Origin of the sequence: Mesorhizobium sp. B2-4-2 (assembly GCF_006442845.1) — a bacterium.
In the GTDB taxonomy this organism is placed as follows: domain Bacteria; phylum Pseudomonadota; class Alphaproteobacteria; order Rhizobiales; family Rhizobiaceae; genus Mesorhizobium.
Genome location: NZ_VFVM01000001.1, coordinates 481,644 through 507,059 on the forward strand (window position 1 = coordinate 481,644; position 25,416 = coordinate 507,059).

The window sequence follows — 25,416 nt, forward strand, 5'->3', positions numbered from 1 at the left end:
ATCACCTCGCGCATGCTCGATCGCAACAGGCAGCCCCAAATCGCCGGTCCTCGACATGGCCAGGCTTTGTCCGCGGACCTCTATTATGACGGGGCGCAGAATTATAGTCCTTACGGTCGAGACTATGCCGCTCACGACGAGAGATTCAATCCGCTCAAGCTGCTTTTCTATGTCGTGCAATATCGCTGGCTGATTGTCATGATGGCGGTGGCTGGCCTAGTTGCCGGTATCATAGTGACAATGATGCAGACGCCGAAGTATGGCAACGACACAGCTGGAAGTCCTGGTCCCTTCGGCAAAGGTTTTTCAGGACATCGAAGTGGTTTCCGAAAACAGCGACTTACGCGCGTTTCTGACCGCTCGCGAGAAACTGAAGAGCCGTGCGCTGGCCCAGCGCGTCGTGTTTCAGCTGGGGCTCTCCGAAAAACCGGATTTCCTGTTCCCAACCCCGAGCTTCTCGCTCAGCAACATCCTCTACCGTGCATTCGGAATTTCCAAATCGCCTTCGATCCAGGAAAAGACCCCCGAAGAGCGAGAGGCAATGGCGATCAAGCGCGTTCTGAAGGATCTGACGGTCAACCTTGTGACCAACACCAGCTTGCTGTCGATCACCTTCATCGACCAGAAGCCCAGATACGCAAGCGACGTCGCCAACCAGGTCGCGCAGAGTTTTATCGATCAACGTCTCGACCAGACCAGCGAGACGTCCGATCTGGCGAGACAGTTCATCCAGGAACAGGTCCTGCAGGTCAAGCAGAAGCTGCAGAAGTCCGAGGAGGAGCTGGTCGCCTATGCGAAGGATGCCGGCATCACCGTCACCGGCGACGACAAATCGCTGATCGGATTGAACATCGAGGCGCTGAACACAGCGCTCGCGACCGCTATCCAGGATCGTCTTGATGCCGGTCGCGTCGTGGACCAGATAGACAAGGGGCGAGGCTCCAGCCTGTCGCCGGTTCTGGAGAGTGATGGCTTACAAAAACTCAGCGAAAAACTCGCGGACCTCAAGAGCCAATATCAACAGAAACTGAGCATTCTGAAGCCTGGCTTTCCGGAGATGCAGCAACTCCAGTCGCAGATCAAGGAGCTGACGCGGCTCTATAATAACGGCGTCCTGGCGATAACCGATTCGCTGCGCCTGAAGTACCAGGAAGCACAGAACAAGGAAGCCGACCTCAAATCCAAGCTCGCCGAGATGGAAAAGCAGCAGGTCGTCTTCAATGACAAGAACATAAAATACACCATCCTCAAGCGCGAGGTCGATTCCAACCGGTCGCAATATGACAGCCTCATCACCAAGCTGAATGAAGTAGGCGTCAGCTCCGAGCTCAAAACGCAAAGCGCAGCCATCGTCGATTTCGCGACCCTGCCCGTAAGTCCCTATTCTCCGCGCCTGATCATCAATCTGGCGATCGCGCTAGCGCTGTTCATGGCTCTCACTGCATCGATCATCTACATCATCGAGCTGCTGAACAACACCTTCACCAACCCCGAGCAGGTCGAAAGGGAGCTGGGGCTGGCCATGCTCGGCATCCTGCCGCTCGTCGGTGACCGCGAACTGACGGCCAGCATCGCCGACCAGAAGTCCGGGCTATCGGAAGCTTATCGTTCGCTGCGAACGTCGCTGCAATTCTCCGGCGCGGAGGGCGCGCCGCGTTCGCTGCTGGTGACCAGCTCCGAGCCTTCCGAAGGCAAGTCGACGACCTCGTTCAAGCTCGGCCAGGATTTTGCCGCCCTCGGTGCGAAGGTCTTGCTTATCGACGGCGATCTGCGCAAACCGAATCTTCATCGGCTGTTCGGTCTCGACAACACGATCGGGTTGAGCAATCTCCTGACGAATACCGTGCGCAAGGAAGATGTGGCGGGCATATTCAGGACGACCAAATATCCCAACGTGACCGTGCTGACGTCCGGAACGATCCCGCCCAACCCTGCGGATCTGCTTTCATCGCCGAAGATGGCGCTGATCGTCACCAATCTCGGCAAGCGTTTCGATCTCGTCATCATCGACGCTCCGCCGATCGTCGGCCTGTCCGATGCGCCCATTCTCAGCCGGCTTGCCGAGGGCACACTGGTGGTCATTTCCACGAACCAGGTGACGCGCAAGGCGGCCAAGACGGCGCTGAAACGCCTGCGCGCAGCCGGAGCGAACGTGATCGGGGCGGCAATGTCGAAATTCGCGGTGAACAAGTTCGACTACAACTACGCCTATAAATACATGAACTACCAATATTACGAACATGGCGCGGGCACGCCGAAGATTGAGGGCAAAGTCGATGACGGAGCAGGCCAGCCCTCTCATGCAAAATCTCCTGCGTTCAAGCGTTTGGTTCGTCGCCTCCGTTCTGGTGTTGATGGCTTCGTCGATCGGGCTAAGTCGGCTCCTTGAGGAGGGAACGCCGAGCGTGTCTCTGGCACTGGACCCGCTGAACGCAGATGCCTTGATAGACGAAATTGCCGGCGAGCTGAACGAAACGAGCGTCGATCTCGGCGCCTTGGCCGCCAAGGCCAAGAATGCGCTTCGCTTCAATGTCGCGGACGCCCGTCTCTACAGCCTGATCGGTGAGATCAGATATCGGCAAGGCGAACAGGCCCAGGCTTTCGAACTTTTCGACCAGGCGCGAAAACTGTCCAAGACTGAAATCCATGCGCTGCAGAGGTCCATCGATCGCTCGATCGCGGCAGGCGATCTGGCGAGGGCCGTGGGCGAGATCGACACCTTGCTGCGCCGGTGGCCAGACCAGTTTTCGGCCATCGCCCCAGGCTGGCCTGCCATCCTTTCCAATTCCGACGGCTATCAGGCCGTGCTGGCAGCCCTGGAGGCAGAGGCGCCGTGGCGTGGTAAGCTTTTTCTCGCCCTTGGCCAGAACCCGCAAAGCCTGGGACCTGCAAACCAGCTGCTGCTCGATCTCGGACGCACGGATGCGCCCCCGAAATCCAGCGAATTGTCCGCCGTTATCACCGGTTACATCAAGCAGAAGGACTATGGCCCGGCCTATCGGCTGTTTCTTTTCAGCCTGTCCGATCGGGAGCGGAAGCTGGGCGGCTATATCTTCAATGGCGGCTTCGAGCCGCTCTTCAGCGGCAAGCCGTTCGACTGGGTGATACACGACCGATCTGGGCTGGAGATCACCTTTGCCGGATCGCAGGGCGCGGGTGAAAGTGACAGCAACAGCGGGGCGACGGTTCGATTTCTAAACACGCCGGTCAAGAACGCTGCGCTTCAGCAATATGTCGAATTGCCCCCCGGTTCTTACCGGATGTCCATGACCGTGTCCGCAACAAATCTCAAACTGCCAAAGCAGCTGTTCTGGTCCGTCAGATGCGCGGACCCGTCAAGCGAGATAGCGCGCTTCAACATACCGGAAGGCACATTCAACCGGCGAAGCCTGAGCCTGGATTTCACCGTCGGACCGGCTGCGTGTCCGATACAGTTGCTGAGGCTGGAAACAGCCGCAATTGCCGAGAGCTGGCGGTTTCGATACGTCGGCACGCTGGTCATGCACAGATTGAGCATCGAGAGGGTGTCGTCGTGAGAGCACGGTCACGGCAGCCCGGGCAGTGGGACAAATACCTGCTTGGGTCGGTTCTTTTCCTGTCCCTGCTGATTGGCGGCGGCACCGCGAGCGGCCTCTACACCGAAACGCTGATCGAGATCGCGGCGATTCTCTCGGCCGCGGCCATCCTGTCGCGGCCCAGCGGACAAACAATTCCCCGGGCGATCTTGTGGCTGATTGCTCTCGGCCTAGCCGTGTTCTGCTTCCAGATCGTTCCGCTGCCCGGGGCCTTGCTGGACGGGTTGCGGCCCGAGGTGCTGCTTGTCAGACCCTGGCTGGATGGTGAAACGCAATCGCGCTTCGTCAGCGTCGGCGTCGGGCGCACGATCGAGTGCATGTTGTATTTCGCCGCCGCCGCGGCATTTTTCCTCGGCGTCACCCGCCTGCGCACCGAGGAGGTCTACGGCCTTGTTCCCTTCTTTTTCATGGGCGTCATCTGCAATGGCCTGGCCGCGGCGATCCAGTATTCGCTCTCCGATACCGTCGCCATAGAAGGATTGCTGCCGTTTACGATCAATGCGGGCCTGTTTGCCAATCAAAATCACTTTTCGGCCTTGCTCTTCGTCTCCATCCCATTCGTGGTCTATTATGGCTTGTTCCGTGGACATTTTCTGTCCGGATCGCTTGGGCTGACGATGCTCTTGCTGCTTCTTCTGGCAGCCGGCTCGCGCGCCGGCATTCTGATCGGACTGGTGATCACCGCGATATCAGTTGTCTTCCTGTCCGCTCGCTCAAGGGCGGGCGGATATGGCATTCTTGCGGTTTTCATCGGGCTTTCCGTCTACACGATCGGCGCATGGGCGAAGATCGATGCGAAAGTGGTCGATCCGGCTTTCGGCAGGGCGGAGTTTGCTCGCACCACGATCGATGGAATGAAAGAGAACTGGGTGACTGGCGTTGGTTTCGGCAGCTTTCCGAAGGTCTATCAGATATACGAAAAAGCCGGAATGATTTTCAGAACTTATGTAAATCATGCCCACAATGACTACCTCGAATTGGCACTTGAGGGCGGCATACCGGTCGTTTTGTTAATGATTGTGTATGCCATATTGCTTTTCGCCTCGTCGGTCCGGATTCGCCGGGAGCCGTTACAGAAGGCTGCATTTCTGTCGGTGTCGTTTTTGCTCGTTCACTCTCTTGTCGACTATCCCTTGCGAACCGCAGCACTCGCGATGACGTTTGCCTATTTGAATGCGATCGTCTTTCACAAGGGTTTTGCCGAGCGGCTGAACCAAAGGCGCGAGATGGGCGAGATAGGCCATCACGATGAAGACGATCTGCTTGTCCCGGCCAGGACCTCGGGCCCGGCAAGGCAAGGGCGGTTGGCGGGGGCCGGGGACACTCGCTCGGCCCCTTCGTCGGGCACCAGATTGACAAGCCACGGCATGAAACCTAAGCACGGGCGGCTTGTGTCAGGGGAGGGGACTTAGGCATGTCAAGGAGAGTTTCTTGAAAGGAATTATCCTTGCTGGGGGCAGTGGAACGCGCCTTTATCCGCTAACGTTGGCGGTCTCCAAGCAAATCCTCCCGGTATACGACAAACCGATGATCTATTACCCGCTGAGCGTTTTGATGCTTGCGGGGATTCGAGAGATTCTGGTCATATCCACGCCGCGGGACCTGCCCGTTTTCCGCGAGCTGTTGGGCGATGGATCGGAATTCGGGCTTGAGTTGTCCTACGCCGAGCAGCCGCAGCCCAACGGGCTTGCGGAAGCGTTCATTATCGGCCGCGATTTCATCGGCGCGGACAGCGTTTCGATGATACTGGGCGACAACATCTATTTTGGCGACGGATTGTCCAAGCTTTGCCGCACCGCGGCATCGCGCGAAAGCGGCGCTTCGGTGTTCGCCTACCATGTCGAGGATCCGGAGCGCTATGGCGTGGTGTCCTTCGACAAGACCACTGGAACCGCGCTCACGATTGAGGAAAAACCACAGAAGCCGAAATCCAACTGGGCCGTCACCGGCCTTTATTTCTACGACAACCAGGTTGTCGATATCGCCTCAAGGATTCGGCCTTCGGCTCGAGGCGAGCTCGAAATCACGGCGGTCAACAATGCCTACCTGGAGCGTGGCCAGTTGCAGGTGCATAGGTTGGGGCGCGGTTATGCCTGGCTCGATACCGGCACTCATGACAGCCTGGACGATGCTTCTTCGTTCGTGCGTACAATCGAACGTCGCCAAGGCATCAAGGTCGCCTGTCCGGAGGAAATCGCCTTCGAACAGGGCTGGCTGCGGGCTGACGAAGTGTTGCAGCGCGCAACCCGATTGGGAAAAAATGAATATGCCGCCTATCTGCGCCGCCGGGTGGTCGAGTTGTCGGAGGACTAGATGCTGGAGGTGAGACCCCTTGGCATCGAAGGTCTGCTCGAAATCATTCCGAAGCGGCACGGCGATGCCCGTGGCTACTTCACCGAAACCTGGAACGCCGCACGCTTCGCCGAGGCCGGCCTCGAACTCGCCTTCGTCCAGGACAATCACTCCTATTCCGCCGCGGCCGGTGTCGTCAGGGGGCTGCACTATCAGTTGCCGCCACGCGCCCAGGACAAGCTGCTGCGCGTTGTCAGAGGCAGTGTCCTTGATGTCGCGGTCGATATCCGCCGCTCCTTGCCGACATTCGGAAAATGGGTTGCCCTCGAGGTCTCGGCCGAGAAGGGCAACCAGATCCTGGTGCCCAAGGGCTTCGCCCACGGCTTCATGACGCTCGTGCCCGATACCGAGGTGCTGTACAAGGTGACCGACACCTATTCGCCCGAACACGACCGCTCGATCCGTTTCGATGATCCGGCCATCGGCATCGAATGGCCGCCGCCGGCCGGCGGGTTTCAGCTTTCTGACAAGGACCTCAAGGCGCCGCTGCTCGCCGCCGCCGAGGTGTTTGCCTGATGAACATTGCCAGATGCGCGGGGATAGCGGCATGAATTTTCTGGTGACGGGCGGGGCCGGCTTCATCGGTTCGGCGGTGTGCCGGCATCTGTGCGCCAACCCGGCCTACCGGGTGACCAATCTCGACAAGCTGACCTATGCCGGCAATCTGGCCTCGCTGCGGCCGATCGAAAATGCACGAAATTACAGCTTCGCCCAGGCCGACATCTGCGACGAGCGGGCGGTGCTCGACATATTGCGCCGCGGCGATATCGACATCGTCATGAACCTCGCCGCCGAGAGCCATGTCGACCGCTCGATCGATGGGCCGGGCGCCTTCATCGAGACCAACATCGTCGGCACCTACCGGATCCTCAATGCAGCGCTGGAATACTGGCGCGGCCTTTCCGACGACAGGAAGGGCCGTTTCCGCTTCCATCACGTCTCGACCGACGAGGTGTTCGGTGACCTGCCCTTCGATGGCGGCATGTTCGTGGAAGAGACGCCTTACGCGCCGTCCTCGCCCTATTCCGCCTCCAAGGCGGCCTCCGACCATCTGGTGCGCGCCTGGCACGAGACCTATGGCCTGCCGGTGGTGCTGTCCAATTGTTCGAACAATTACGGGCCCTACCATTTTCCCGAAAAGCTGATCCCGCTGGTCATCCTCAACGCTCTCGACGAGAAGCCGCTGCCGGTCTACGGCGCCGGCGCCAATGTGCGTGACTGGCTGTTCGTCGAGGACCATGCGCGCGCGCTGGAACTGATCGCCACCAAGGGGCAGCCGGGCGAGAGCTACAATGTCGGCGGCAATTCGGAACGCACCAATCTGGGTGTCGTCGAGACGATCTGCGATCTGCTCGACGCCAGGCGCCCCCGGGCCGCCGGCAAAAGCTATCGCGACCTGATCTCTTTCGTCACCGACCGTCCCGGCCACGATCGCCGCTACGCCATCGACGCGTCCAAGATCGGCCGCGAGCTCGGCTGGACGCCGAGGGAGAATTTCGACAGCGGCCTGGCAAGGACGGTCGACTGGTACCTGGACAACAAATGGTGGTGGGGACCGATCCGCGAACAGCGCTATGCCGGCGAAAGACTGGGCGAAGCGCGCAAGGAGGCGGTGTGAGGCTCGTTGTCACCGGACGCGAGGGCCAGGTCGCGGCAAGCCTTCTGGAGGCTGGGCGCGAAGACGTCAAGGTCATCGCCATCGGCCGGCCGCAACTCGACCTCGCGCGGCGCGGGACTGTGATCGAGGCCATCACCGCCGCTAAGCCCGATATCGTCGTGTCGGCCGCCGCCTACACGGCGGTGGACCAGGCCGAGGACGAACCCGAGCTCGCCTTTGCGGTGAACGCCGCCGGCGCCGGCGAGGTGGCGCAGGCGGCGGCTCGGCTCGGCGTGCCCGTCATCCATCTGTCGACCGACTATGTCTTCGACGGCACCAAGGACGGTCCCTATCTGGAAACCGACGCGACCGCGCCGATTGGCGTCTACGGCGCCTCCAAGCTTGCCGGCGAACAGGCGGTGGCATCAGCCAATTCGCGCCACCTGATCTTGCGCACGGCGTGGGTCTACAGCCCGTTCGGCAAGAATTTCGCCAAAACCATGCTGAGGCTGGCCAGCGACCGCGACGAGATACCGGTTGTGGCCGACCAATGGGGAAATCCCACCTCCGCGCTTGATATCGCTGACGCGATCCTGCATGCGGCAGCACGGCTGCACCGCAACGAGGATTTCGCCGCGTGGGGCATCTATCATCTGGCCGGCACGGGCGAGACCAACTGGAGCGGCTTCGCCCGCCATATCCTGGACATAAGCGGTGGGCTCGGTGGCCCCTCCGCGCGGGTGCGCGATATTGCTGCGACGGACTATCCGACCAAGGCGCGCCGCCCCGTCAATTCCCGGCTGTCGAGCGCGAAGTTTGCCTCCGTGTTTGGATGGAGTGCGCCGGTACTGCAGAAATCGGCGCGAGAGGTGGTCCGTCGTCTCCTGAGCAGGTGACCTGACGGGGATTTGACTGCATCAACAACCAACAAATCGCGGGGATTCACCGGCTGCCACAGTGCGAAACCGTATTCAGCGTCGGCGGTTATCGAGTTGGTGATAGAGATCGGCGTATGTTTTTCCCATCCTGTCAGCTGTAAAGAGGCGAACGTAGCGATCGCGAGCAGCTCGCCCCCAGTTCGCTGCCTCGACCGGCGAATCGACGACCTGGTTGATGGCTTCGGCAAGGCGTGCTGGATCGGAAGGCGGTACGACCAACCCGGTCTCGCCGGCTTTGTTCACATAACTTGTTCCCGTTCCGATCTCGCAGGAGATCATCGGTTTACCGCACATCGCAGCCTCGACGAGAGAAAGCCCGTAGGCTTCCGACCTCTGGTTTGACGGAAAAACGAACCCCAGGCAGTTGTGGAGGAGCGCCATCTTGTGCCGCTCGGCCACCTCGCCGAGGAATATCACATTGTTGCGACGCAACGTCTTGGCCTGAAGCTTCAGGCGCTCTTCGATAGGCCCTGATCCGGCAATAACGATCTTGCACCTGACTTTGTCGGCCGCCTGAATCAGCACGTCCAGCCCCTTGTAGTAGCGCAAGACGCCGACGAAGAGCACGAAAGGCTCCGTCACCGCCGCTTGGCACCATCTGTTGTCGGCTTCGGTCGGCGTGGGATAATCGGTTTCATTGATGCCGATTGGGATGATCGCCGATTTGCCCTCCAAGGCTCTGAGAACGGGGCTCGATTTCAAATAGTCCGGAGATGTCGCGACGATAGCGTCCACATCCCTGAGGAAGCGCAGCATCAGCGGCCGATAAAGAGGCAGCAAAAGCCTCTGTTTGACGATGTCGGAATGGTAGGTGACGACGGTCGGTTTGCCATGACGGGATTGAAAATGCACCATGTCCATGAATGGCCATGGGAAATGGTAGTGTATGAGGTCGGCTTTCCCGGCGAGCGCCCCGAACTTCCGAAAGACCTCGAGCGAAAACCCGGTCGACGCCAGTTCGAAATCCAGCCTGGCTTTTCGGGCCATGTGCCCGTCGAGATGCTGCGTGTTCTCGTTCGGAGCACGGCTCAACGAGAGCACTTCGGTTTCGATGCCGCGGCTGGCGGTGCTTTGAGCGATGGCATGTATCGTCCGCTCCACCCCGCCAAAAGTATCGGGCCAGTATGTCTTGAAGAAATGCAGCACTTTCAAATGTTGGTCTTCCGTCTTCGCTCGATGGCCAGTTCAAAAATCTGAAGCATACCCTTGTCCGTGTCAGCGCTTCCTCGCGGCGAGGGCCAATTCGAACACCGCAACCAGGTCTAAGGCACTTTTTCTCCAGTCGAACCGGAGCGCGTTCAGGGGCGCTTTCTCAGCCAGCCGCGAGCGCAACGCATTGTCGAGTGCCAACCGGCCCATCGCGGCGGAGATATCCTGGACGTTGGTCGGGTCAACAAGAATGGCAGCTTTGCCAGCCACCTCGGGCATGGAAGACATATTTGAAGTTACAACAGGCACCCCAACCCCATTTGCTTCGATAATTGGAAATCCAAAGCCTTCGTATAATGACGGCATGACAAGAAACTTCGCTCGGCGATAGAGGACAGCGAGATCGCTGTCCGTGACATATCCCGTAAGTCGCACATCCGATTCGATTTCGAGGCGCACCATGCGCTCGCGCAGGTCGCCGAGACGCCACCCCTGACCCCCCGCTACGACGAGCAGCAGATTTTTCCTGACCGGCTCCGGAAGCAGCGCATATGCTTCCAGGAGACTTGGCAAGTTTTTGCGGGGTTCAAGTGTGCCGACAAAGAGGGCGTATTCGCGGTCGATGCCTTTGTCCGCAAGCACGCTGCTGGTCCCGCCATCCTCCAGGCGCGTTAGTCCAGGGTACACCACGTGCAGCTTCTTGGAGACCTGTGGATACAGCATTCGAATGGCATCGGCCGTAGAGCGCGAGACTGCGACGATCTTATCCGATGAAAATATTGCAGGTCGCATGAGGAAGCGATCGCCGAGCCAGCCCTGCAAACGCATTGTCGATGCCGCATGGTGCCATACGAGATCGTGAATGGTCACAACGCGGGGGATATCCGGATCCAAGCTAAAGGGCAATCTGTGTGCAGGCCCCCAAAAGATGTCGATTTTGTCGCGGGCGGCCAGTTTGGGTAAGATGGTTTGACCCCAAACCATGCGCCTGAAATTGCCTGCATGATCAGATATCCGAAACGTACCGCCCGATAGACGAGACAGATCCGACACCGGTCGCTCCGGGAGATACAGAAAGATTTCGTGACCGGCTTCCGCCAACCCACGGCACATCTCCAGCACATAGCGGCCGATGCCTGTGAGATTGTGGACAAGGTTGCGGGCATCAATGCCGATTTTCATGAATCGGGCCGTTTTTCTGTTCGAGCCTGAAAGGAAAGCGGCTGGCGCTGTCTAGCCGTGGGCTCGACGGGCCGGCGTGCCTGTATACACGCCGGGCACTTCAATGTCTCGGACGACCGTTGCGCCAGCGCCGATGATGACATTGTCACATATGCTGATCCGATCAATCACGGTCGCACCTGCGCCAACCAGAACCTGTGTGCCTATTCGGCAGCGGCCTGCAACGGTCGCATTGACCGATATATGCGAAAAATCACCGATCACGCATTCGTGGTCAACGACTGCGCCGCTATTGATGATGACGCCCGGCCCGATCTTTGTAAGCGGTCCCAAATGGGCCTGATGAGCGACCAGTGAGCCTTGCCCGATCTCACATTGCCTCCCGACAGAGGCAGTCGGTGCGACGAGCGTCGCAAGAGGAAGAAGCGCGCTCCCGCATTGCGCGCGTCGCCGCGCATTGTCACCCGAGCCCGGAAACATGAGCCAACCGGCGCCGGCGGCATTGCTGGGAAGAACAGCGACAGCAGGAAAGCCCGCAAATTCCTCACCGGCCTTTGCCTGGTCATCGATGAAAATCAAATCATCGAACCCTGACGACAGCGCTATATCCCCTACGCTACGCGCATGGCCGCCAAAGCCCAGAATGAAAAGACCTTTGCTCATAGTGACGGCGTCATGCCTTTCTGCTCGGCTATGACATCAAGGATGCGGATATGTTCCTTAACAACATCCTTCCACGTACGTTTCGCGAGAACATCAAAAAATTGGCGCTGCTGAGCGTAGAGGGCATCCCGGTTTTGAAGTGCCCATTCGATCTTGTCAGCCATTGCCTTCCAATCATATGGGGCGAACAAGGTGGATTCTCGCAGCGCCGGATCGACAACAATCTCCCTGGTCACCTCAATGTCGCCCATGACAACGGTAGTTCCTACGGACAACGCCTCTGTAATCGTGAATGGCATTCCACCTTCGGAAAGCGATGGATTTACCGCAAGGTCAGCGCACTTGTAGAGGCGGCAAGCTCTACCGGACCCCGGGATGAACGCCGACCAAGACAGATTGGGTGGGCATCGACATCACTGCGCCAATCCATTCACTTTTTTGTATGCCTTGATCGCGGGCCCTATTGCGCCGTCAAACGCAACCGCTCCATGATGAAAAACAACACCTCGCTCACAAATGGAACTCAGCGTGCCAAAGTCGTGTGAAGCGAGCAACAGAATCTCCGCCTGCTCGACAAGATCCAGGATGCGTTTGCGCGCTTTTCCCATAAAATTCGCATCACCGGCACCGATCACCTCGTCGAGGAGGAGAATGTCACCGCCGACCGCTGTCGAAATCGCGAAGGCGAGGCGCACCTGCATGCCAGCGGAATAGGTTTTGATCGGATAGTCGATAAACTCCCCGATATCGGCAAAGGCGACAACCTCGTCCTCTATCGAGCGCATGAATTTGGGCGAGAGACCAAGGAGAAGTCCGCGGTACAGGATGTTCTCCCGGCCGGTGGCATCAGGCTCGAAACCCAAACTCAGGTCAAACAAAGACCGGACGGTCCCCTCGACCACGCGCTTCCCGGAAGATGTCGGGTATAATCCTGCCACCATCTTGAGGAACGTGCTCTTGCCGGCCCCATTGTGTCCTAAAAGGCCGACACGTTCGCCAGGACCAATGTCCAGACTAACATCCTTCAATGCGTGGATGTCGACGATCTTCTTGCCTCCTCCGTTCAACGTCGCCAGCGACGCCAGCATGGATTTCAACGACCGCTCGCTGAAGCCGACGGATGCATAATGGAGGTTTACCGACTCGAGGTGAATCCGGTTTGTCATAGGTAGAAGATCACCCTCTTTTCGGCGGACCTGCCCACGAGTGCTGCGATCAGCATGAGCACTGCGATAGTCCCGAAGCACCACAGGTAATTGGCAGCGACGGGCCATTCACCATGCAGGAGTGGAGCGCGTACGATCTGGAGGAGGTGATAAAGCGGATTGTAGTCCAGAAGGACATGCAGATTGCCTTTGCGGAACACCGAAGTCTCGAAATAGATTGGTGAGACAAACCATAGGGCTTGCAATATCAGGCCAAGCGCATGCGGCAGATCGCGAAAACGGGCAGAAAAATATGCCATTATCGTCGCCCACGGCCAGACAATCAGACCGATGATCGGGAATATCGTGAGGGCGGCAAGCCAAGACCAGCCGAAATTCTGCGGCATAACGACAAGCACCCAACCGATGAGGCTGATGCTGGCCAGGGCAAGCACCATAAGCCCGGAAATAACGTTTCGAAGCGTATATATCGCTAACGGGTGACGTGTCTGCTTGATGTACGCGTCGGCTTGGACGAAAGCCAATGCGCCTCCACTTACATTGAAGACGATGTACTCCCAGATGATGACCCCGGAGAGAATGTAGGGCGCATATTCCGAGATCGCGGCGTCGAAGATGCGACTGAATACGATGGAGATAAGGATCGTTAGGCCCAGAGGCTGGATAATCGACCACAGGACACCGAAGAAGGACCTTCTCCAGCGACCGCGCAGATCGGACATCGCGAGATGCATCCAAAAATATCGCGCGGCCCAAATGCCCCTAAGATACTCGTTCACAGGCCATTTCCTTAACGCAAAGTCACCGCGGTCGATCCTCGAAATAACCGATGATCGAAGAACATATGCGGTTCAACTGTTCCTCGGTCAGTCCGGGGTAGCTCGGCAGATTGATGCCACGCTTGCTTACGCTATCGCCATTCGGAAAGGCCCGGTCAGAATAACAGTGCGGCATGTGGCTGGCTAAGGGGAAAAACGGGCGTGTCTCGATTTCGTCGTCGGCAAGACGCGCACGCAACCGATCTCGATCCTCAACGTGGTCAACGACAATCGAACACATCCAGTGCGAATGATTAACGTCGCCCACGGGATCATGGGTCCTCAAGGGAAGCCCGGACAGTCGGGTCCGGTATATCTCTGCGATCTGCTGCTTGCGGTGGATGATCTCTTCAGCCATCTCGATCTGGGCAAGCCCGATCGCCGCCTGGATATTGGTCATCCGATAATTGTAGGCGAGCATGTCGTGCCAGTATTCGCGGGTCGGCGAGACACCTTGGCTTTTCAGGCGCCGACACTTGTCCATCACCTCAGCCGATCGCGCCAGAACCATTCCGCCTTCGCCAGTTGTGATTGTCTTGTTCCCGAAGAAACTGAAGGTGGCAACATCACCAAACGTGCCGACATGCCGGCCTTTCCACCGGGTCCCGAAGCCTTCCGCGCAGTCCTCGATGAGCAAAAGATCGTGATCGCGGCAAAGGCCCGAGATCGCATCCATATCACAAGGATGGCCATACAAATGCACCGCCATGACCGCGCGGGTTCTCGGGGTTATAGCGTCACGTATTGCCTGCGGATCCACCTGCAGCGTGTCTTCCAACGAGTCGACATAGATCGGCGTCGCGCCGGTCTGCAAAATGGTGTTGACCGACGCTATGTAGGTGAAGCTTGGAACGATGACCTCGTCGCCGGCACCGATGCCCAATGCATCCAGCACAAGGTGGATGGCTACGGTGCCGTTTGCCACGCTTGTCGCCTCTTTCGCGCCTACATACTCTGCAAAAGCTTTTTCAAATCGGGATATGAAGGCTCCACGCGAGGAAATCCAACCCGTAGTCAAGCACTCGTTGACATACGCCGATACGTTTCCGCTGAGGTATGGCTCATATACTGGAATTCGTGCCATGGTTATTCTGCGCGAGTGAAGCGTTGATAGCCATGCGTTGTAAGCAGCTTTTCCTGCTCGGCACCCTTAAAGTCCTCGCGAATCATTTCTTGGACCAGCTCGGTGAATTTAATTCTAGGTTCCCAGCCAAGGTTCTTTCGAGCTTTACTGGCGTCGCCAAGAAGCGTTTCGACTTCTGTCGGCCGAAAGTAAGCCGCATCGACAGCCACTATACATTGACCGCTTTTGTTATCGTACCCTTTCTCGTCGACGCCTTTTCCCTCCCATCTTACGTCAATATCCAGTTCCGCAGCCGCCAGGGTCACAAATTCGCGCACGGAATGCTGCTCGCCAGTTGCGATAACGTAATCCTCAGGCGCCTCCTGTTGCAACATAAGCCATTGCATCTCAACATAGTCTTTGGCATGCCCCCAGTCGCGCAGTGAATCTAGATTACCCAGGTAAAGCTTCTCTTGCATGCCTAGCTTGATCCGTGCCAGCGCTCGCGTAATCTTACGCGTCACAAACGTCTCACCTCGCATTGGGGACTCGTGATTGAACAGAATGCCGTTACACGCATAGATGCCGTATGCTTCGCGATAATTGATCGTAATCCAGTATGCATACAATTTGGCCACGGCATAAGGAGACCGTGGGTAGAATGGCGTGGTTTCCTTTTGCGGCGTCTCTTGCACGAGCCCGTACAGCTCAGACGTAGACGCCTGATAGAAACGGACCTTCTTCTCCAAGCCGAGAATTCGGATGGCTTCCAAAATTCTCAACGCCCCTAGAGCGTCGGAGTTGGCGGTGTATTCAGGTTCCTCAAATGAAACGGCTACGTGACTCTGTGCCGCCAGATTGTAAATCTCATCCGGCTGAACGAGCTGAATGATCCGCATCAGACTTGATGAGTCAGTCAGATCGCCATGATGCAACGTCAGATCTACACCCTTTTCATGCGGATCATGATACAAATGATCGATGCGATCAGTATTAAAAAGGGATGTGCGGCGCCTTACGCCGTGAACGGAATAACCCTTTTCCAGCAGGAATGCCGCCAGATAGGCGCCGTCCTGCCCGGTGATGCCGGTAATCAAAGCTGTCTTTGTCATCAATGTTCTCGGTTTATCCGGTGACTGGTCGCCAAGCACCCAATGGATTGTCAGGCGCGGCCGTATACGTCGTCAAAACGCACGATATCGTCCTCGCCGAGATAATCGCCGCTTTGCACTTCAATGATCACCAGGTCAATCCGGCCCGGGTTCTCCAGCCTGTGTTTATGACCGCAGGGGATGTAGGTTGACTCGTTTGTCGCCAGGAACAGCTCCTGGTCGCCATTGACTATTTTCGCGGAGCCGCTGACCACGACCCAGTGCTCGGAACGATGGTAGTGCATCTGCAGGCTCAAACGTCTGCCGGGTTTCACCTCGATGCGTTTGATTTTGAAGCGCTCGCCTTCCTCCAGAACCGTATAGGTGCCCCACGGCCTATGTACGGTGCTGTGGACCAAATGTGCCTCATGCCCGGAAGCCTTGAGGCCCTCGAATAACTTCTTGACGTCCTGAACCCGATCTCGGGAGGCGACAAGCAATGCGTCGGGAGAATCGACGATCACCAGATCGCTGACCCCGACCGTGCCGATGACGCGCTTGTCGGAACTTACATAGCTGCCGGTGGTGTCGACCATGTGAACATCGCCGCGCAGCCTGTTGCCGCTTTCGTCAGGAGCGATCAAATCGGCCATGGCGTTCCAAGATCCGATGTCGTTCCAATCCATGTCGCAAGGAATCACGGCAAGATTGTTCGCCTTCTCCATAACCGCATGATCGAGAGAGATACGCGGAGCGGAGCCAAAATGCTCGGGCGCGAGTTCGATTTTGGCAAAGCCTTCGCCTTGACTGAATCGGCCGTTCTCATAACTGTCGGAAACCGCCTGGATCACTTCGGGGCAATGCAAAGCCATCTCGTCGAGCATGCGTTGCGCGCTGAAGCAGAATATCCCCGCGTTCCAGAAGAAGCGTTTGGAGGCGACATAGGCCTTGGCTGTGTCGAGATCCGGTTTCTCAACGAAACGGACGACTTTCTCACCATCGGCTTCGATATAGCCGAACGCCGTGTCCGGCCTGGTTGGGCTGATGCCCAGTGTGGCAATCCGCCCCAGTTTTGCATATTCGATGGCGCGGCCCATAACGTCTAGAAATGCGGGCAGGTTGCCAATCATGTGATCGGCCGGGAAGACGCATAGAATCGCATCAGGGCCCTGCGTTGCCTTGGCATGGACAGTGGCTGCCGCCACGGCAGCGGCCGTATCCCGGCCTTCCGGCTCGAGCAGAAACGTACGTGGCAACACAACCGAATCCAGTTCGTCGAAGTCGTCCTTTGTAAGGAAAAGGTGGTCCCCGGACGTTACAGCCACGAGTTCCACCACTCCCTCAATCGACGCGGCGCGCAGCACTGTGTGCTGAATAAGCGAATGCCCGTCCGCCACTTTAAGAAAAGGCTTGGGGTGCGATTGCCTTGAGGCAGGCCATAGTCGCGATCCGGCTCCACCGCTGATGATGACGGGAACCACTTTCATGAAATGACCTCTGCTTCGTTTGTGGATGCGATCGCCAGCGCCCTGTCGAGCGTCAGCGCCACAATCGCTCTCGCTCTGCCTGGGTCTGCTGCCTCCGAATAACAGCGAAGTTCAGGCGCGTTGCCGGACGGCCGCAGATGGATGATCTCGCCAGTCAGCATTTGTGTCCTTAGGCCGTCGGTCTCGTCAACTTCAGCAACAGTCCCGAACGGGGCCAGAAACCGCTGCAGTGCAGGCCGATCCGCGAGCCGACGCATCAAGCTGCGCGAACTCTCCACTGGAAAATTCTCAAGGCGTTCGCTTGCACAGGCCGGAAGATTCCACAACGCGCGCAGACCTGACAGCGATTTTCTTGTCGATGCGACCATCCCGAGGACAGCCAGGATGGGGAGCAGTGAATCCCGTGTCGGCAATGCCGTCAATGTCTTGCCGTGTAGCGAACAGTCCGACCCCAAGAGAACGCCACCATTGGCTTCAAAGCCCACAACGATTTTCCCGGGGCGGTGTGAGGCTTCCATGGCTTCGACAACAAAGGGAGATCCGACCTTCGTTCTCAGAACCGTAAAACCGAAGGCTTTCGAAATACCTGAATTCGAAGTCACGGGCGTCACCACGATGTCAGCCCGCAGGAACAGAGCCGTGGCGAGGCCGATCAGGTCGCCGCGAAACAGGTCACCATTCTCGTCGGCAATCAGTGGCCGATCAGCATCGGCATCGGTCGACACGATGGCGTCGAGGTGGAATTCCCGCGCCCAACCCTTGAACTTTGCAATTGTGGTTTCGTCAACGGCTTCGGTATCGACGGGTACGAAGGTCTCCGATTTCCCGACAGGTGTCACATCTGCGCCAAAGGATCGGAGAACCTCCACCAGAAGATCCGCCGCGACCGAACTGTGCTGATAGACGCCGAGCCTCAGGCCCGAAAGGGACCCAGGCTCCAAGATGTCATCGGCGCGCGCGCGATAGGCGGCGATCGCATTGTCGTGATGTCCCGGCAAAGCCGTACCTATTGGCGGCGGGGGGCAATAGGCGTCTAGCCGTTCGGCAGCATAGTGTGCCATAGCGGCTTCATCGGCCTTGGTGATCTCGCCCCGCGGGCTATAGAACTTGATGCCATTGCGGTCCGCAGGGATGTGCGAACCCGTAACCATGAGCGCCGCTGCGTCATGCTGCCCGGCATACAACGCCAAGGCTGGCGTTGGAATGGCACCGCAATCGATCGGTTGAAACCCACTTGCCGCCAAGGCAGCCATGCAGTTGGCGGCGATCGTCGGACTGCTATCGCGCAAGTCGCGACCAACGAACACCTTGGCCTTCGATCGGACCCCATCGGCAACGAGACGCCAAGCGAAAGCCTCCGTATAAAGGCCGCTGGGTTTCCCGACTAATTCTGAAGCCAACCCTCGCAGGCCACTTGATCCAAACTTCATCACTTCGCTTTGGCTGGTAAAGGGAAGACCGTCATATTGCAGCAGACTTGGCTGTCAACCGCAAAATCGCTTCGGGCGGTTCACCTTTCCTTCCAGCTATCCACACTGCATTCCCAGCCGCGTCGACAGGGTGAGAGCCGTCTGGCGTCAAGGACCGAGCGATGGCCTCACGATCGCGCTGCCGGCATTCTCGAACCGCTTGATATCTGCGGAACCATAGGCCATAGGTCGAGAGCAGACCGCACCAGGGCAAAGAGTAGTCAAGGATTGACCTCTCCGGCCGACCCCTCTCTCTATCCTGAGTTGCTGTCGGACTCTAGGGCTCTTTGCAGTTGATGTGCAAGATCTTGATCAAACGGACTTTCTCTTCACCCGCCAACCTATGAAAAAATCTCTGGCGATGATTTCAAGTCCACGCTATGCGATACACGCGGCGGGGGCCGAAGATTTGGTACTAAAAAGAAGCCGCCGGTGACGGATGGTATTCGCTCTAGAGCCACTTTAGTATTGAAGTCTTCGCGCCTGGAGTTCAGTACCGTCCGATGAAATCCTATGTAGAAGCTGTACCCGGACTCCGGCCCACAATGCGTCGCGCCATCATCATGATTCAAGACATCGCCATGGTTTTGGTGGCGGTGGCGCTTAGCCTGACTTTATCGCAGTCGAGGCTGTCGTTCGAAGCGTTCTCTCCAGCGGGTTTCGCTTGCTGGGCGAGCATCATTATTCTTAGTCATCTGTTATTCAGATATTGCGGCCTCTACAATACTGTGTGGCGCTTCGCCTCGACGCCGGATTTCTTCAACATCCTGAAGGGCTGCGCAATACTGACCATCGTCCTTTACTGTGTTTCGCTTTTTGTTCGTTCCTTTCAGCCGGTGGCGGGCCTCAATGAGCGCCAGTTCATCGTCTTCTTCCTGGTTTCTTTCACGATCATCTCGGCGCCCCGGATTTTCTACCGGTTCTTTCGCGACGGCGCGAGCTGGCGCATTCTGAGTCGCGGCAAGGCTTCGACCAAGAGAGCGGTGTTTGTCGGCAAGCTGAGCGAGGCCGACGTAATCATCCGTTTCACGCGCACGACGCAGCCTGTAGAGTATTCAATTGCAGGGATTATGGCGATTGAGCACGGTGTTCCGCAGGGCACTCGGATCCAGGGCGTTCCCGTCGTGGCCACCCGCCCCCGCCTGATCGAGGTGCTGGAAGAATACGCCAAGGGTACGACAAGCCTGGACCTGCTGATTTTCGGCAGCGGCGCCGAACATGAGATCGAGGAGTATTCGGAGCTCGTCCGTGTTGCCCGGCAAGGCGACATAGCGGTGGTGCAGTTCTCGGGGCTTTCGCAGCTCGGCCAGGAGGGAAAGCTCGTTCTCGACGAGGTCGAGATGGAAACGATCCTGCGCCGCCCCACGGTTCCGTCCGACATCGAACGCATCGGGGCCTTCGTCGGCGGCAAGCGCGTCCTGGTCACCGGCGGCGCCGGTTCCATCGGCCGCACCCTGGTCAAGAGGTCACTGGAACTGGGCGCGGAGGCGGTGCTGGTTGCCGATAATTCCGAGTTCGGCATTTTCCAGTTGAGCCAATACGTCGAAGAGAAGGACCATGACCGCCTCAAGGTCCGCATTGTCGATGTCGCCGACCGGCGCCAGATGACGCGTGTCGTCACCGAGTTCAAGCCGGACATCGTTTTCCACGCCGCGGCACTGAAGCATGTGCCTTTGCTCGAGGAAAACTGGGATTCGGCCATCCAGACCAATGTCTTCGGAACGCTTGTCTGTGCCGAGGTTGCCGCCAAATGCGGCGTCAAGCAATTCGTGCTTGTTTCGAGCGACAAGGCCGTGGACCCGACATCCGTGCTGGGCCTGACGAAGCGGGCGGCCGAACAGATCGTCAGCGCCTTGCATGAAACGCCCGCCGGCGAGCCCGGCGCACGGCGCCCCGCCACCAAGTTCATAGCCGTTCGGTTCGGCAATGTCTTTGGCAGCAATGGCTCGGTCGCAACCATATTCCAGGCGCAGATCGAGGCCGGAGGTCCGGTCACCATAACCGACCGGCGCATGACGCGCTATTTCATGACCGTGGCCGAAGCCGTCGACCTCGTCATCATGTCCGCGGCCGATGCCGCCTCGCGGAAAGCCGGCGACGACTACGCCGTCTACATGCTCGACATGGGCAAACCGGTGCCGATCCTCGAAGTTGCCGAGACGATGATCCGCATGTCCGGAAAAAGCCCATACACGGACATCCCCATTCGCTTCACCGGAATCCGGCCGGGTGAAAAACTCCATGAAACGTTGCATGGTGAGGATGAGGAGCTGGTCGAACTCGGCATTTCCAAGATTTTTGGCCTGAGCACCGATGTCGCGGAATGGTCCGATGTCCAGGCGGCGCTTGCGGCCCTGCAGCAATCCGTGAAGAGCCAGGACAAGGCATCCTCGCTCGCTGTGCTTGCGGGTCTTGACCATACCAAGAAGGTAAGAGGGGACGTGCCTGAGGCCGTGATCCCGAAAGCGGCCGGGCAGGCGAACTGATGCTTCAAAAGACCCTGGCCTTCTTCGGCGCTTGAGCAGTCTGCGCAAGAGCGGCATTTATCGGCGGACCTTCGGGACCCTGGGGCGCTGGCTGGCATTCCTCTGCGGGCGCACCCGAGCAGGCGAGGGGTCGAGCTTGGTCGAGCGATAGCCTCATGCTACGTCGAGCGGATTCGTATTTTCGTCTTTGGTTTTGGCAACGAGCACTATCGGCGGTTCATGAAGACAGCCAAGCAAATCTTCGATCTTGCCGGCGCGGCGCTGCTGCTCCTGGTCACTTCACCCGTCCTGGCGCTCGCTGTCCTGGCTGTTCGTATATCGTCGCCCGGTCCGGCCATCTTTTCTCAAACGCGGGTTGGCCGCGATGGCGTGCTCTTTCGCTGTCACAAATTGCGCACGATGTATGTCGGCACGCCATCCTTGCCTTCGCACGAGGCGCCGGCGAATGCCGTGACGCCGGCCGGAAAGACCCTGCGGAAGTTCAAGCTCGATGAGCTGCCGCAGTTCTGGAATGTTCTGAAGGGCGAGATGAGCTTGGTCGGACCGCGTCCCTGTCTGCCGACGCAAACCGAGCTGATCGAGTGCCGCCGACGGCTGGGCGTTTCATCGGCGCTTCCCGGCATCACCGGCCTGGCTCAGGTCAAGGGCATCGATATGTCGGACCCGGCCCTATTGGCCGAAACCGATGCCGACTATCTCAAGGTCGCCTCGATCGGCCTTGATCTTCGCATCCTGCTCGCGACGATTTATCCAGGTTGAGCTTGCCTGCTGCGCGCCGCGATTTCGCTTAGACGATCAAGCGTCGCTGTTTCCGGCAGCCAGCCCTGCGAGACGAGCAGGGAAGGGTCGCATATCTGTGTCGCCGTCATGCTTTCCCAAAACGCCCGCTTGCCTAGCGCGACCGCGGCCATCCGCATCAGGCTGGCCGGTACGGCAGCCAGGCGCACCGGCCGCCCAAGTCCCTTACGGAAGGCGCTTACGACGGCTGCCACCGACACCGGAGGCACATCGCTGGCTATATAGGCAGGGCTAAGCGGCCCCGGATGAGCCAACAAATGCCGCACGGCTTGCGCCGCTGCGTCGGCCGACACCAGCGAGCGGGTTCCTGTCAGAATACCTGTCGGCAGCGGCAGGCCCGTATCGGCCAGGCGCATCAGCATTGCCAGATTGCCCTTCATGCCGCTTGCGTAGGCCGCCGGCAGGCGCAGCACGGCGGCGTCGGCGCGGCCGTGCGATGCATAGGCGTCCAGGACCCTGATCTCGCCCTCGCGTTTCGAGCGCCCGTAGGCGCATTGCGGATCGGGGACCGTATGCTCGTCGATCGTTGCGCTGACGCGGGCGCCGATCACGGCCCGGACCGATGACAGTTGGATGAAGCGTCCGCTTGCCTGCATGGCGGCCGCATGCGCCAGCCGCGCGCTCAGTTCCGCGTTGGCGGCTCGGTAGTCGGCTTCGGTGGCACCGCCGTGATCATTGTTCAGGCCGGCGCAATGAACGACGTCCGTGACATCGCGGGTGACGGCAAGGAAGGCCTTGGCCGGCGCATCGAAACGCGGCAAGGCGACGATGTCGCTGCCCGAAGCGAGGCTTTCGGGATAGCGCGAGGCGAGGCGAACCTCCACGCCTGCCTCGCGAAGCCTTTGCACGACGAGACGTCCGATGAAGCCCGATGCGCCTGTGACCAAGACCTTCATTGCCTTGCCCGGAGCCGCTATTGCGTGACTGGCGGAAGCGGCATCTCTTCCGGCAACGGGGCCTGACGTCCCGACGCAAGATAGGTCCCGGATACCAGGAAGACCATGAACACCGAATCCAGGATGTCTTGGCCGATCAGGATGCCTGTCATCCCAGCCGTCAGGTAGATGATCACCATGACGACGACCATGGTGGCGCCAAAGCGCTCGATCGGGTCGGCGCTGTTGCGCAGGACCAGGGCGGCGTTTCTGCCGGCGACGACAAAGATCGCCGCCAAAGTCACGGCGCCCAGGATGCCCGCCTGTACCAATGCCGTCAGGAAGCCATTGTGGAAATGATTGAAACCTGCCGTTTTCGCGAACAGGTCTTGGAAGCCCTGCCTGATCAAGAGCTGGTTGGCGCCCACTCCGTGTCCGAACAAGGGCATGTCGCGGAATGCCTTCAGGCCGATGTCCCAGAGGGCAACACGTATTCCAAGCGAGGTGTCGGAATTGCCGTGCGCCCCAAGCGCGTCCCAATCAGAGCGCAGAAAATCAAATCTGTCGGATATTGTATGGAAGCCGATAGCGGCGACCGCGACGCCGATCGCCGCCAGCAGAAGCAGCAGACGGACGGCATTCTTCCCTTTCAGCCAATGCTGGTTGATCAACAGCACGGCAATGCCGGAAATCAGCAGCGCCAGCCAGATGATGCGCGTGCCGGAATAGATGATGGCGATCGTTCCGCCGAGCGCTGCGCAGATCAGCGCACTCTTGTGCCTTTCGATGCCCGACAGGGCACCGGCCACGCAGGCCATCACTGCAAGGCAGACGACCGTGGCGAACACTATCGCATTTCCCGCTCCGCCCTCCGCCCTCATCCCGATCCAATATTGCTGGATGATCGCCAACAGCAGCGCGACGAAACAGGCGGCCATGCTGCTGAGGATTATGATCCGGACAAGGGTTGTTTTCTGCGTAATGCTCCAGGTTGAATAGGAGAGGGGGAAAAACAGGAAGGTGACGAGCGGGATCAGATGCGGCGCATCCCTGACAATTGCGTTATTGGCGAGCGAAGCCAGGAGATTTGCCGCGCAATAGGCATAGATCGCGATCGTGAGCGCCATCATCGCCCGGTCGATGTTGAAGCGCCTCTTTTTCGAGGCGATCAAAAGAACCGACCACAGGCCGCCGCCGTTGAACACGAAGCTCACCACAGACCCCAGGACCGGTGGAAAAAAGAAGCAAGCGATGGAAAAATAGATATTGATCCGCGCGGGCGAGAACTGCCGTCTTATCGATGAAAGCTGGCTCAAGGGCGGCTCACCATTCTCGGACGCTTCACACGGCGGATTGTCTGACGGCGGCAAACATAGCCCTGCCGAAATTGCCCGTGTCGCATCGTGCATCTGCCCGCTTTCAGGGGCCGGTATAGCGGCTTGGGTCTTTTTCTGAAAGTGCATCAAGGCCGATTGCCACCGAAAATCGGTAGTCGCTGGCAGACGATCGGATTTGGGCGCGGCGAAGACTGCGTGCTTTTCATCAAGCAATTTTTTCCCCCGCATTTTCTCAGCCGCCGGCGTGACAAGCAGGAATTTCCGCATTTTGACGCATGGATGGAAAATTCATTCCCGAACCACTCCTTGCCAGGCGCGTCTTGCATTGTTCTGGGCAGCGGCGATCTGCTAGAACGCCCGCAAGAATAACATTGTCCAGAAGCAAGCTTGAACCGGGCGGGAAGCCCGATGATTTGATGCCAGGTCTTCTGTCGGAAGGCACGAGAGAACGCTAGACAGGCCATGACAACAGCGCTTACGCACCTGCAGCGGCTTGAGGCCGAGTCAATCCACATATTCCGTGAAGTCGCGGCCGCCTTCGCCAAGCCGGTCATGCTCTATTCCGTAGGCAAGGATTCGTCCGTGCTGATGCACCTGGCGATGAAGGCGTTCTATCCCGCCAAGCCGCCCTTTCCGTTCCTTCATGTCGACACAACCTGGAAATTTCGCGAGATGATCGCCTTTCGCGATCAGATGGCGCAAAAACTCGGTTTCGATCTCCTGGTTCACGTCAACCAGGATGGCGTGCGCGACAACATCAATCCCTTCGATCATGGCTCGAACACGCACACCCATGTGATGAAGACCGTGGCGCTGCGCCAGGCGCTCGACAAATACGGTTTCGATGCCGCCTTTGGCGGCGCCCGCCGCGACGAGGAAAAATCGCGCGCCAAGGAGCGCATCTTTTCCTTCCGCAACGCCCAGCACGTCTGGGATCCGAAGAATCAGCGCCCCGAAATGTGGAAGATCTTCAACACCCGCATCGCCACGGGTGAATCGATCCGCGTCTTTCCGCTGTCCAACTGGACCGAGCTCGACATCTGGCAGTACATCCTGCAGGAGAACATCCCGATCGTGCCGCTCTATTTCGCCAAGCAGCGGCCGGTCGTGGAACGCGATGGCATGCTCATCCTCAAGGACGACGATCGCATGAAATTGCGCCCCGGTGAGGCGATCGAGAATCGGCTGGTGCGCTTCCGCACGCTCGGCTGCTACCCGCTGACCGGCGCTATCGAATCGGAAGCAGACACGCTGGAAGCTATCGTCGGCGAGATGCTGACCGCGCGCACCTCCGAACGGCAGGGCCGCCTGATCGACCGGGACGAAGCCGGCTCGATGGAAAAGAAGAAGCGCGAGGGGTATTTCTGACC

22 protein-coding genes are annotated in these 25,416 nt (G+C 58.6%); 10 read left to right on the forward strand and 12 right to left on the reverse strand.

Features of this window, described 5'->3' with window-relative positions:
- Window positions 1–259 precede the first annotated feature (259 nt).
- The 7 genes from FJ942_RS02360 to rfbD are packed head-to-tail and all read left to right on the forward strand — an operon-like array spanning window position 260 to window position 8,420.
- A complete protein-coding gene (locus FJ942_RS02360) occupies window positions 260–2,389 on the forward strand; it encodes a polysaccharide biosynthesis tyrosine autokinase (protein ID WP_246679639.1) in 2,130 nt (709 codons plus the stop codon).
- Window positions 2,277–3,536 carry a hypothetical protein gene (locus FJ942_RS02365; protein WP_181169785.1) on the forward strand — a complete coding sequence of 420 codons (1,260 nt, stop codon included), beginning with the start codon at window positions 2,277–2,279 and terminating at the stop codon, window positions 3,534–3,536. Before FJ942_RS02360 ends, FJ942_RS02365 begins: the two co-directional genes overlap by 113 nt.
- Window positions 3,533–4,987 (forward strand): O-antigen ligase family protein, encoded by a 1,455-nt coding sequence (locus FJ942_RS02370; protein ID WP_140629332.1) that lies wholly within the window; start codon window positions 3,533–3,535, stop codon window positions 4,985–4,987. The genes FJ942_RS02365 and FJ942_RS02370 overlap by 4 nt, the downstream gene beginning before the upstream one ends.
- Before the next feature lie 19 nt (window positions 4,988–5,006).
- On the forward strand, window positions 5,007–5,888 hold the full coding sequence (gene rfbA, locus FJ942_RS02375) for a glucose-1-phosphate thymidylyltransferase RfbA (protein WP_140514965.1): 882 nt from the start codon (window positions 5,007–5,009) through the stop codon (window positions 5,886–5,888).
- Window positions 5,889–6,443, forward strand: a complete 555-nt coding sequence (gene rfbC / locus FJ942_RS02380; protein WP_140564241.1) for a dTDP-4-dehydrorhamnose 3,5-epimerase — start codon at window positions 5,889–5,891, stop codon at window positions 6,441–6,443.
- Window positions 6,444–6,474: 31 nt separating this feature from the next.
- Window positions 6,475–7,545 (forward strand): dTDP-glucose 4,6-dehydratase, encoded by a 1,071-nt coding sequence (gene rfbB, locus FJ942_RS02385; RefSeq protein WP_140564240.1) that lies wholly within the window; start codon window positions 6,475–6,477, stop codon window positions 7,543–7,545.
- On the forward strand, window positions 7,542–8,420 hold the full coding sequence (gene rfbD / locus FJ942_RS02390) for a dTDP-4-dehydrorhamnose reductase (RefSeq protein ID WP_140629334.1): 879 nt from the start codon (window positions 7,542–7,544) through the stop codon (window positions 8,418–8,420). The genes rfbB and rfbD overlap by 4 nt, the downstream gene beginning before the upstream one ends.
- A 75-nt stretch (window positions 8,421–8,495) precedes the next feature.
- Here rfbD and FJ942_RS02395 read toward each other — a convergent pair whose 3' ends face one another.
- From FJ942_RS02395 to FJ942_RS02440, 10 genes are all read right to left on the reverse strand, one after another.
- Window positions 8,496–9,614 carry a glycosyltransferase gene (locus FJ942_RS02395; protein ID WP_140494864.1) on the reverse strand — a complete coding sequence of 373 codons (1,119 nt, stop codon included), beginning with the start codon at window positions 9,612–9,614 and terminating at the stop codon, window positions 8,496–8,498.
- Between the two features lie 63 nt (window positions 9,615–9,677).
- On the reverse strand, window positions 9,678–10,793 hold the full coding sequence (locus tag FJ942_RS02400; RefSeq protein ID WP_140897158.1) for a glycosyltransferase family 1 protein: 1,116 nt from the start codon (window positions 10,791–10,793) through the stop codon (window positions 9,678–9,680).
- A gap of 51 nt (window positions 10,794–10,844) precedes the next feature.
- Window positions 10,845–11,456 (reverse strand): acetyltransferase, encoded by a 612-nt coding sequence (locus tag FJ942_RS02405; RefSeq protein ID WP_140897159.1) that lies wholly within the window; start codon window positions 11,454–11,456, stop codon window positions 10,845–10,847.
- Entirely contained in the window at window positions 11,453–11,851 is a 399-nt protein-coding gene (locus FJ942_RS02410; protein ID WP_140555896.1) for a glycosyltransferase, read from the reverse strand. The genes FJ942_RS02405 and FJ942_RS02410 overlap by 4 nt, the downstream gene beginning before the upstream one ends.
- A gap of 18 nt (window positions 11,852–11,869) precedes the next feature.
- A complete protein-coding gene (locus tag FJ942_RS02415) occupies window positions 11,870–12,622 on the reverse strand; it encodes an ABC transporter ATP-binding protein (RefSeq protein ID WP_140494856.1) in 753 nt (250 codons plus the stop codon).
- The gene (locus tag FJ942_RS02420; protein ID WP_181165147.1) at window positions 12,619–13,401 is read right to left on the reverse strand and encodes an ABC transporter permease; all 783 of its coding nucleotides are present in this window, start codon (window positions 13,399–13,401) and stop codon (window positions 12,619–12,621) included. The genes FJ942_RS02415 and FJ942_RS02420 overlap by 4 nt, the downstream gene beginning before the upstream one ends.
- A 22-nt stretch (window positions 13,402–13,423) precedes the next feature.
- Window positions 13,424–14,524 (reverse strand): DegT/DnrJ/EryC1/StrS family aminotransferase, encoded by a 1,101-nt coding sequence (locus FJ942_RS02425; RefSeq protein WP_140520769.1) that lies wholly within the window; start codon window positions 14,522–14,524, stop codon window positions 13,424–13,426.
- Between the two features lie 2 nt (window positions 14,525–14,526).
- Window positions 14,527–15,615, reverse strand: a complete 1,089-nt coding sequence (gene gmd, locus FJ942_RS02430; protein ID WP_140897160.1) for a GDP-mannose 4,6-dehydratase — start codon at window positions 15,613–15,615, stop codon at window positions 14,527–14,529.
- Between the two features lie 50 nt (window positions 15,616–15,665).
- Entirely contained in the window at window positions 15,666–17,081 is a 1,416-nt protein-coding gene (locus FJ942_RS02435) for a mannose-1-phosphate guanylyltransferase/mannose-6-phosphate isomerase (protein ID WP_140897161.1), read from the reverse strand.
- Window positions 17,078–18,511: a phosphomannomutase gene (locus FJ942_RS02440; protein WP_140655814.1), complete on the reverse strand. Its 1,434-nt coding sequence runs from the start codon at window positions 18,509–18,511 to the stop codon at window positions 17,078–17,080. The genes FJ942_RS02435 and FJ942_RS02440 overlap by 4 nt, the downstream gene beginning before the upstream one ends.
- Window positions 18,512–19,053: 542 nt before the next feature.
- Between FJ942_RS02440 and FJ942_RS02445 the strand changes: the two genes are divergently transcribed.
- Window positions 19,054–21,036, forward strand: a complete 1,983-nt coding sequence (locus FJ942_RS02445; protein ID WP_181165146.1) for a nucleoside-diphosphate sugar epimerase/dehydratase — start codon at window positions 19,054–19,056, stop codon at window positions 21,034–21,036.
- Between the two features lie 219 nt (window positions 21,037–21,255).
- Complete coding sequence (locus tag FJ942_RS02450; protein ID WP_140494844.1) at window positions 21,256–21,795, forward strand: sugar transferase; 540 nt, start codon at window positions 21,256–21,258, stop codon at window positions 21,793–21,795.
- Here the strand turns inward: FJ942_RS02450 and FJ942_RS02455 are convergent.
- Both FJ942_RS02455 and FJ942_RS02460 read right to left on the reverse strand, forming a co-directional pair.
- Window positions 21,783–22,730 carry an NAD-dependent epimerase/dehydratase family protein gene (locus tag FJ942_RS02455; RefSeq protein WP_140564232.1) on the reverse strand — a complete coding sequence of 316 codons (948 nt, stop codon included), beginning with the start codon at window positions 22,728–22,730 and terminating at the stop codon, window positions 21,783–21,785. The two genes, FJ942_RS02450 and FJ942_RS02455, sit on opposite strands and share 13 nt — an antisense overlap.
- Window positions 22,731–22,747: 17 nt before the next feature.
- Complete coding sequence (locus FJ942_RS02460) at window positions 22,748–24,025, reverse strand: O-antigen ligase (protein WP_140495055.1); 1,278 nt, start codon at window positions 24,023–24,025, stop codon at window positions 22,748–22,750.
- A 483-nt stretch (window positions 24,026–24,508) separates the two neighbouring features.
- On the opposite strand from FJ942_RS02460, the gene cysD reads away from it, so the two are divergent.
- Window positions 24,509–25,414 (forward strand): sulfate adenylyltransferase subunit CysD, encoded by a 906-nt coding sequence (cysD, locus tag FJ942_RS02465; RefSeq protein ID WP_140494839.1) that lies wholly within the window; start codon window positions 24,509–24,511, stop codon window positions 25,412–25,414.
- Window positions 25,415–25,416 lie beyond the last annotated feature (2 nt).